The 9,116-nt window shown below is 69.0% G+C and carries 9 protein-coding genes, 1 tRNA gene and 1 pseudogene; 10 read left to right on the forward strand and 1 reads right to left on the reverse strand.

Translation table 11 applies throughout. The annotated features are described in order from the left end of the window. Positions 1 to 938: phosphotransacetylase family protein (locus C492_RS16815; protein ID WP_008425842.1), on the forward strand; the 938-nt coding region annotated here is incomplete at its 5' end. Between the two features lie 83 nt (positions 939 to 1,021). Then, positions 1,022 to 1,318: a PRC-barrel domain-containing protein gene (locus C492_RS16820; RefSeq protein ID WP_008425843.1), complete on the forward strand. Its 297-nt coding sequence runs from the start codon at positions 1,022 to 1,024 to the stop codon at positions 1,316 to 1,318. On the opposite strand, the gene C492_RS16825 is transcribed toward C492_RS16820, so the two are convergent. After that, a complete protein-coding gene (locus C492_RS16825; protein WP_008425844.1) occupies positions 1,319 to 2,770 on the reverse strand; it encodes a DHH family phosphoesterase in 1,452 nt (483 codons plus the stop codon). 147 nt (positions 2,771 to 2,917) lie between these two features. Between C492_RS16825 and C492_RS16830 the strand changes: the two genes are divergently transcribed. The 8 genes and pseudogenes from C492_RS16830 to C492_RS16865 all read left to right on the forward strand — a co-directional run. Next, positions 2,918 to 2,991: transfer RNA gene (locus C492_RS16830), tRNA-Lys, on the forward strand. A gap of 366 nt (positions 2,992 to 3,357) precedes the next feature. Beyond that, positions 3,358 to 4,377: a lysylphosphatidylglycerol synthase domain-containing protein gene (locus C492_RS16835; protein ID WP_008425845.1), complete on the forward strand. Its 1,020-nt coding sequence runs from the start codon at positions 3,358 to 3,360 to the stop codon at positions 4,375 to 4,377. Between the two features lie 103 nt (positions 4,378 to 4,480). Continuing rightward, positions 4,481 to 4,993: a molybdopterin-guanine dinucleotide biosynthesis protein B gene (gene mobB / locus C492_RS16840; RefSeq protein WP_008425846.1), complete on the forward strand. Its 513-nt coding sequence runs from the start codon at positions 4,481 to 4,483 to the stop codon at positions 4,991 to 4,993. 87 nt (positions 4,994 to 5,080) lie between these two features. After that, positions 5,081 to 6,016: an extracellular solute-binding protein gene (locus C492_RS16845; RefSeq protein WP_008425848.1), complete on the forward strand. Its 936-nt coding sequence runs from the start codon at positions 5,081 to 5,083 to the stop codon at positions 6,014 to 6,016. Then, complete coding sequence (locus C492_RS16850) at positions 6,013 to 6,891, forward strand: ABC transporter permease (RefSeq protein ID WP_008425849.1); 879 nt, start codon at positions 6,013 to 6,015, stop codon at positions 6,889 to 6,891. The genes C492_RS16845 and C492_RS16850 overlap by 4 nt, the downstream gene beginning before the upstream one ends. A gap of 119 nt (positions 6,892 to 7,010) precedes the next feature. After that, positions 7,011 to 7,679: a helix-turn-helix domain-containing protein gene (locus C492_RS16855; RefSeq protein ID WP_008425851.1), complete on the forward strand. Its 669-nt coding sequence runs from the start codon at positions 7,011 to 7,013 to the stop codon at positions 7,677 to 7,679. A gap of 109 nt (positions 7,680 to 7,788) precedes the next feature. Further along, on the forward strand, positions 7,789 to 8,556 hold the full coding sequence (locus tag C492_RS16860) for an enoyl-CoA hydratase/isomerase family protein (RefSeq protein WP_008425853.1): 768 nt from the start codon (positions 7,789 to 7,791) through the stop codon (positions 8,554 to 8,556). 86 nt (positions 8,557 to 8,642) lie between these two features. Next, a pseudogene (locus C492_RS16865) lies at positions 8,643 to 9,116 on the forward strand (PRC-barrel domain containing protein); the annotation flags it as partial.

Consider the following 9,116-nt stretch of genomic DNA (forward strand, 5'->3'; position numbering starts at 1 on the left):
CCCGCCTGCAGAGCAACGTCGGGAAGACCCTAGACGAGGACCCGATGCTCGCCCGGGAGCTGCTCGAGCTCGAGGCCGAGATCCACGACCTCGAACCCGTGGTCTACTCGCCGACGTTCGTCGAGCAGGCGATCCGCGGCCGCGAGCAGCCCGACGAGATCCGCGACCGCGTCCGGGAGGCGTTCGAGGCGCTCGCGGCCGACCACGACCGAATGATCCTCGAGGGTGGCGGCAGCTACGAGGTCGGCGGGATCGTCGAGCTCGCCGACGCCGACCTGGCCGAGCTGCTCGACGCCCGAGTGCTGCTGGTCGCGCCCTACGAGGTTCCCGGCGACGCCGACGACGTGCTCGCGGCAGCCCGAACCTTCGGCGACCGCCTCGCGGGCGTCGTCTTCAACGACGTCTCCGACGCGGCCTACGACGGGCTCGAGACCGACGTCGTCCCGTTCCTCGAGGGTCGAGGAATCCCGGTTCACGGCGTGATCCCGAGCGAGCGAACGCTCGCGGGCGTGACCGTCGCCGAGCTTGCGGACGAACTCGGCGCGTCGACGCTCGTCGACGCGGGCGACGACGCCTACGTCGAGCGCTTTACGGTCGGCGCGATGGGCGCCGACAGCGCCCTGCGACACTTCCGCCGGACGAAAGACGCCGCGGTCATCACCGGCGGGGACCGCGCCGAGATCCACACGGCCGCCCTCGAGGCGCCCGGCGTCCGCTGTCTCATCCTCACGGGCGGACACCGACCGTCCGGGGCGGTGATCGGCCAGGCCACCGAGAAGGGAATGCCGATCCTCTCGGTCCAGACGGACACGCTGACGACGGTCGAACGCGCCGAGGACGTCGTCCGGAGCGGGCGCACCCGCGACGCCGAGACCGTCGAGCGGATGGAGACGCTGCTGGCCGATCACGCGGCCGTCGAGGACATCCTGGCGGGCTGACCGCCACGGCGACGAGACGGTCGTCTCGGCCGACGGATCGCGTCTGACCAAAAGTTAAGAGCCGTCCACACATGCCCTCTGGCATGGACGATATCCATCAGGAGGTTACCTCGCTCGTCGGCCGCGAGGTGTACTCGAACAACGGCGTTTTCGTCGGCGAAGTCGAGGATCTCAAGCTCAACATCGGCGAACAGACCATCGAGGGGCTCGCGCTCGGTAGCCTCAACGCGGAACTGTTCCGGGAGGAAGCCGACGCGGGCAAGGGCGTGATCGTTCCCTACCGCTGGGTCCGATCGGTCGGCGACATCGTGTTGATCAACGACGTCGTCGAGCGCGTCCGCGACCCCGACGAGGAGGAGTCCGACGAGATCGTCGCCTGATCAGTTTCCGTTCGACCCCTCGCTCCCGTCGACGCCCATCGCGTCGAACAGGGTTCGCTTGACCGCTTCTTCGGTTAGCTCGAGCAGCGTGTCCCGGGTGCCCTCGGAGATCTCGATCCCCGTGAAAATGCCCAGTGGGATCTCGGCGCTGGCCTGCGTCGAGTGGCCCGCGGTCTCGCCGATCTCGCCGTAGGCATCGTCTAATACCTTGCCGATGTTGATGCGGATGTCCTTCGATCGACCCGCCAGGAAGATCGTCTCGTCGGCGATGCCGAAGACCGCGGTCGTGGTCACCCCCTCGAGGTCGAGCAGGTGGCCCGCGGCCTGGGTCAGTGCCTCCCGGTCGCGGACGAAGCCGGCGTTGGAGACGAGGTGGCTTCCCTGGACGTCCCGGTTGGTGATCGCCTCGGCGAGCACGTCGAGCGTCTCGGGGGACATCGACGGCGACTCGACCTGCTCTAAGGTGTCGTGGTTCGCGAAGGGGTAGAGGTAGGCCGCGGCGGTGAGGTCGGCGGGAGTCGTGTCGCGTTTGAAATCCAGCGTCTCCGCGCGGATACCGTACAGCAGTGCGGTGGCGACCTCCTCGGAGACGTTCATGTCGAACTCCTGGATGTACTTCGTCATGATCGTCGACGTCGAGGACATGTTCGGCCGGACGTCGGCGAACTCGGGGTCGTAGGACTCCTCGGACTCGTGGTGGTCGATCACGATGTCGATATCCAGGCTCATCTCGGAGGAGGTCGCGTGGTCGACCAGGGCGGCGGTGTCGTACACCGAGGGATCGGCGATCTCGTCCCACTGCACGAGGTCGATCCCCAGCAGGTTGACGAACGCCCTGTTCTCCTGGTGGCCGACGTCGCCCAGGTAGACGATGTCGGCATCGATCCCGAGGTGGTCGGCGATCGCCTGCAGGGCCGCGGCGCTGGCGATCGAGTCCGGATCGGGGCTGTCCTGGGTGAGAATCGCCAGCCGCGAGTCGGTCGACTCGATCAGCCGGGCGAGCTTTTCGGCGTTGTACTCGAGTTCGCCGGACTCCAGGGCCCGGAGCGCGGACTCGGCGATCACCGAGGAGGGGTTGATGACGATGTCGGCGCCCAGCTCCGAGAGCTCGTCGCCCGACACCGGGTCGCTGGCGCGCGCGACGAGGAACTGGCTCTCGTCGTTTCTCGCGCGGATGTGCTCGACGGCGGCCTTGTTGGCCTCGACGTCGGAGGCCAGGATCAACACGACGTCGCGCTCGGCGACGAGGTCGGCGGCCTCTGGCTCGCGGATGTCGGCCGTGCGGGCGTCCAGATCCTGATCGCGGAGGGACTCGACCCGGCTCTCGTCGCGGTCGATGATCACGACGTCTTTCCCCTGCTCGACGAGTTCCTCGGCGACGGCGTATCCCACGCTCCCGCAGCCGAGAATCGCGTAGTCCGAGATCGACGAGATCGTAACCCCCGTGCTCATGTGACCGTGAGGTCGAACCGCCCGTACTTAACGGTCCCGGAGATTGGTACGTCGGAATCCGCTCGAGAAAGGGGCGTTTGGACACCGCTCCCACGGCGCCGTCCAAGGGAAACGTATATTTATCCGCGTCCGAAAGTCGGGAGTACAGGGCCGGTAGCTCAGTCCGGCAGAGCGTCTGACTCTTAATCAGACGGTCGCGTGTTCAAATCGCGCCCGGCCCGCTTCTCGCCGCGAGCAAATTCGCGAGCGGCGAGCATCGGAACCGGCGGGATTTGAACGCAGGGAGGTCGCGCGCAACGGAGTGAGCACGTCCGACCGTGTGTTCAAATCGCGCCCGGCCCGCTTTTGCGACGAACAACTTCGTGAGGAGCAAAGCGGCCAGCGCGCTTTGAAGTAGACCAGAAAGGCGCAGCGTAGCGAGCGTTTCTGGGCGTAGTTCATAATCGCGCCCGGCCCGCTTCCTTTTCTCTCGAGTCCGAGTCGAACGTCCACCGACGGCGATTCGCACCGATACCCGACGCGTCGAACGAACCCTCGAGCCGACCCGCTTCAGCACCCTTTTGCGCGCTCGAGCGAAACCGCCGTCCGTGAGACGATCGCTCCGATTCCTGCTGGGCGCCCTCCTGGGCGCGGGCGTGTTCGCCGGGTACGTCTACTCGGTCGGCGCCGGAACCGTCCTCGAGCGGGCGACCGCGATCGCCCCGTGGGCGTTCGCCCTCGTCGTGGCGCTGGTCGTCCTCGAGGGGCTCGCGGACGGGATCGGCGTGTGGGCCTCTCTCGCGCCGCTGAACGGGGGCGTATCGCTGCCCCGGAGCGCGCAGTTCGCGCTCGCCGGCGACTTCTTCGACATCCTCAGCCCGGCCGGGCCCGTGAGTTCGGAGCCGATCATGGCCCGGTTTCTCGGCGTCGCGACGAACACCGGGTACTCGGATGCGCTCGGCGTGCGGTCGGTCGCGAAGTACGCCAAGTCGGGCGTACAACTGACCCTCTCCGGACTCCTCGGTCTCGCGGTCCTCCTCGGGGGACCCGACGCCACCGCGTTGCTGTCGACCCTCGGCGTCTCGATCGTCGGGCTGGCGGCGTTCGGCGGTATCGTCCTCGCCTCGCGAGCCCACCTCTCGCGAGGGCTCGTCGCGGTTTTGACGCCGATCGTGACCCGGCTCTCGAGCCTGTTCCGGGATCGACCGTACGACCGCTCGGTCGTGGCCGCGGCCGTCGATCGGTACTGGGACCGCGTCGTCGGCTTCCGGGAGACGCCGGGGCTGCTCTCGCTGATCGCGCTCGGGGGCGTTCTCGAGCAGGTCCTGACCGCGGCCGCCCTGTGGGTCGCGCTCGCCGGCGTCGGCGCCGAGGTCGCGTTGCTCCCGATCCTCGTCGTCGTGCCGCTTCCCCAGGTTGCGAGCGTCGTGCCGATCCCCGGGAGCCTCGGAGCCTACGACCTGTTGCTCGGCGGGGCGCTGGTGCTGGTAACCGGCGCGACGGCGACCGCGGCCACCGCGGCCGTGCTGGTCGTTCGGACGGTCACGCTCTCGTTCGGCACGCTCGCCGGCGGCCTCTGTGTCGCGTCCCTGCGAGGGTGGCGACCCGTCGGCGAGACGGACGCCTGAGCGGCCCCGTCGCGAGCCTCGAGCGGGGAATCCGAACGCCTATCCTGGGCCGGGTTCCACACCAGCGTGTGACCGAGACGATAGTCCGGGGGAGGACGGCGCCGTGAGGGTCGTCTGCTTCGCGGGGCCGAGCGACTCGGGAAAGACCACGCTCGTCGAGGAACTCGTCCCGCGGCTGGCCGAGACCGAACGGGTCGCGACCGTGAAGTCGATCCACCACGATATCGAGATCGACACGCCGGGCGCGGACACCCACCGCCACCGCACCGCGGGCGCCGAGGCGGTCGTCGGCGTCACGCCCGAGTTGACCTTCGATATTACTGCGCGGGGCAAACAGGAGCCACCCCGCGAGCCGGACGCCGAGTTCTTCGGAACGGCCGACGGCGAGCTGCGGGCGCTCTCGCGGGTGCTCACCCGCCTCGAGCGCCGCGGCTACGACCTCGTCGTCGTCGAGGGCTTCGGCGAGGCGCCGCTGCCGACGATCCTCGTCGGGGAACGGGAACCCGACGCGGTCGGCGGCGAGGTCGTCGGCCGGGGACGTGACGACCTCGCAGACCTCGTCGAGGCGGTACTGGCGCTCGAGCCCCTCGGGGAGCGATCGGCTGGCGGAAACTGACCCCGGAACCGTAACCGAGTTCGGTTATCTTCCCGCGGAGTAGGAATCGAAACGAGTTATAATGAGCCGCGGGACTGACGAGAACGTATGCGCGGAGACGAGGGTCGGTCGACCGCGAGCCGGCGAGCGATGCTGGCCGCCGTCGGCGGGCTCGGGCTCGGAGCGGGCTGTCTCGGGAGCGACGGCGACCGGGTGCGGGTCCTCTCGGCGGGAAGTCTCTCGGTCGTCCTCGAGGATCACGTCGGCCCGGCCTTCGAGGCGGACACCGGGATCGCCTACGAGGGGGAGTACCGCGGCACGAACGTCGTCGTGCGGATGGTCGAGGAGGGATCGAAACGCCCCGACGTCGTCGTCGGCGCCGACGTCGGCCTGCTCCGGGATCGGCTCTACCCCGACCACGCCGACTGGGACGTCGCGTTCGCGGGCAACGAGGTCGGGATCGCCTACGCTCCCGGAACCGACCTCGGGACCCGCCTCGAGGGCGGGGAGCCGTGGTACGAGGTCCTCCGCGACGCCGACGACGGCGAGCTGGCGATCAGCGATCCCGACCTGGATCCGCTGGGGTACCGGGCGGCCCACCTCTTCGAGCTGGTCGAGCGCGAGCACGGCCTCGAGGGGTTTCGCGACGCCGCGCTCGAGCGGGCCTACCGCGAGCCCAACGAGCCCCAGCTGCTGTCGGGGATCGAGGCCGGGAACCGGGCCTGCGCGGTCGCCTACCGAAACATGGCCGTCGACCACGACGTCCCCTTCCTCGAGCTGCCCGACGCCTACAACTTCGGGAACCCCGCGTACGCCGACCGGTACGCCCGGGCGAGCTACGTCACCGACGAGGGGTACGAGACGACGGGCTCGCCGGCGGTGTACAACGCGACGGTGCGACGCGGCGCCGACCGCGCCGAGGCCGGCCGGCGGTTTCTCTCCGCTCTGCTCGAGAACTCGGGGCTGCTCGAGGAGCGGGGGCTCCGCGTAGGGGAGTCGTTCCCCCGAACCCACGGCGAGGTGCCGGAGGGGATCGAGCAGTGAGCGCCGACGACGCCGCCTCGAGTCGCGGGGAGGGGACCGGGGCCGACGACGGCGAAACGCCCGATTCGGGGCGGGCGTCGGTCGGTCTCGGGCTCGACCGCCTCGCCGGTGGGCTGGGGCTCCCCGCCGTGGTCGGTGCGGTGTTGCTCGCGTACCTCGTCGTTCCGTTCGCGGCCTTTCTCGTGCGGGTGCGGTCCGTCGACGTGCTGGCCGCGCTCGCCGAACCCGCGGTTCGGGAGGCAATCGCCGCCTCGCTGGTGACCGCGCCGATCTCGACGGCGATCGCGACCGTCTTCGGCGTGCCGCTGGCGTACGTGCTCTCGAGGGGTTCGTTTCCGGGCAAGCGCCTCGTCGAGGCCGCCGTTCTCCTGCCGCTGGTGGTCCCGCCCGTCGTCGGGGGTGCGATGTTGCTGACCCTCGCGGGCAGGTACACCCCGGTCGGCGCCGCCGCGGCCGCCGTCGGCGTCCCGCTGACCGACGGCTACGCGGGGATCGTCCTCGCCCAGACGTTCGTCGCCGCGCCGTTTCTCGTCGTGACCGCCCGCGCGGGGTTCGACGCCGTCGACCCGCGCCTCGAGGAGGCCGCGCGCACGCTGGGACGGAGTCGCCTCGAGAGCGCCCGGCTGGTCTCGCTCCCGCTGGCTCGGAACGCGATCGCCGCGGGGATCGTCCTCACCTTCGTCCGGGCGATCGGCGAGTTCGGCGCGACGATGATGGTCGCGTACAACCCGCGGACGATTCCGACCCAGATCTGGGTCGCCTACGTCTCCCGCGGGCTCGAGGCGGTGATCCCGATCGCGCTGGCGCTGCTCGCGATAACGCTCGTCGTCGTCGGGTTCGTCCAGTTCGTCGTCGGCTCCCCGGAGCGATACTGACGCCCGCTCGCTCGAGAACGATACGTAATAGCGAAAGAACGGAGAGGTTGAATTTCACGAACGCGGGTGCTGATAACTTTGGAAGTGCGGTTATTGGATAGCCGGCTGTATTCGTGAGTATGACATCGATCGCGGACCTCGAGATTCCGGGCGAAGGAACCGGACTGGGCGAGCTGTTCGACGCCGTTCCGTCGCTTACCTGCGAAACCGAGCAGGTCATCGCCTCGAGCGGCCACGGACTGTGGCTGTCCGGTCCCTCCCGGGAGGAGATCGAAGCCGCGCTGTCGGACGCCGGCGCGGTCGAGGACCACGCGCTGATCAGCGACGACGAGGACCGCTGGCTGTACGACGTCGAGTTCGACCCGGAGACGGTCGACCCCTTCGAGCTCGTCCTCGAGGAGGACGGGACCGTTCTCAGCGCGTCGGCCGCCGGGGGCTCCTGGCTGCTGAGCGTCCGCGTCCGCGAGCGCGAGGACGTCAGTTCGCTGTACGATCGCCTCGTCGACCACGACCTCACGCCGACGATCGTCCGGTTGTTCGACGTCGCCGACGAGAACCACTCCCAGTGCGGGCTCACCCAGCGCCAGTACGAGACGCTGGTCGCGGCGATCGACCACGGCTACTTCGAGATCCCCCGCAAGGTCTCGATGCAGGAACTCTCGGAGGAGCTGGGCATCTCCCACCAGGCCCTCTCCGAGCGCCTGCGCCGGGCCTACCGGGCGCTGGTCACCTCCGAGCTCAACGTCGCAGAGGAGGAAGCGACCGCTCCGCCGGTGCCGTCCGACTGACGCCCGCGCCGCCTCGTCCGCTCGCAGTCCGTTTCCGTCGCGTCCGTCCCGTGACCGCGCGACTGGTCACACCGCGTACCATTATTAGCCGCCCGCCACATGTTCCCGTATGCACGTCGACAGCGACGACGGCGTCCTCGAGATCACGTTCGATCGACCGGACGTCCGCAACGCGATGGACTGGGCGGTCGCCGCGGAGCTGGCCGAGACGATCGACGGCGCCGATCCCGAGGACCACCACGCGATCGTCATCTCCGGCGAGGGCGACGCGTTCAGCGCCGGCGGCGATATCGAGGCGATGGCCGACTCGCCCGGCTCGCCCCGGGAGTCCTACGAGGGGGTCGCCGAGACGTTCGGTCGGGTCGTCGAGGCGATGCTCTCCTCGCCCGTGCCGATCGTCGCGAAGGTACGCGGCGACGCCGTCGGCGCGGGACTGGCCCTCGTCGCGCTCGCCGATATCGCCTACGCCGACGAGGGGGCCAGCTTCTCCTGTGCGTTCGTTCGGATCGGACTCATCCCCGACACCGGCGGCACGTTCGTGCTCCCTCGCATCGTCGGCCTGCGGGCGGCCAAGAAGCTCGCGTTCACCGGCGAGGTCTTCGACGCCGAGCGGGCGGCCGAACTCGAGCTAGTCAACGAGGCCGTTCCCGCCGAGGTGCTCGACGAACGAGTCCGAGAGACCGTCGAGTTGCTCGAACGCCGGCCGACCGACGTGATCGGCATGACCAAGCAGGCGCTCCACGAGAACATGGCCCGCCACTGGCGGGAGGCGCTGGACTACGAGAACGCGCTGCAGGTCCAGGCCAGAGGCTCCGAATCCCACGAAGAGGGCATCGCGGCCTTCCTCGAGGGACGCGAACCCGAGTTCGACGAGTAGCCCGCGATTCGGCCGTCTGAACACCCGAGTCGCAAGCCAACGCAAGCAACACCATTGTACCGCTGTTCGTCGTGTTTCAAATCGTAATGTCCCCAGAGTTTACCGACGACGACATCGGAAAGACCGTGATCAACGCCGACGGCGAGGAGGTCGGCCTCGTCGCCGACGTCGAACACGGCACCGCACACGTGGAACCGGACCCCGGAATCACGGATACGATCAAGGCAAAACTCGGCTGGGGTGACACCGACGAGGACTCCTACCCCCTTCAGGAGCCGGCGGTCGCCGAGGTGACCGGCGACGAGATCCACCTCGAGCGCGACCTCGAGTCCGGCTCTGGCGCGGCGGGCGCCGGAACGACGGCGGGCGCCGAAGCGGCGACCGGCGCCACCGACACCGCCGATCGCGGCAGCGGCGGACTCGGCGACGACGACGACGAGTTCATCGGCGACGACAACGACGACGACCTCATCGGCGACGACAGCAACGATGACGATCTCATCGGTGACGACAATGATGACGATCTCATCGGTGACGACAACGACGACGATCTCATCGGT

The sequence above is a fragment of the Natronococcus jeotgali DSM 18795 genome (assembly GCF_000337695.1).
Lineage (GTDB): Archaea > Halobacteriota > Halobacteria > Halobacteriales > Natrialbaceae > Natronococcus > Natronococcus jeotgali.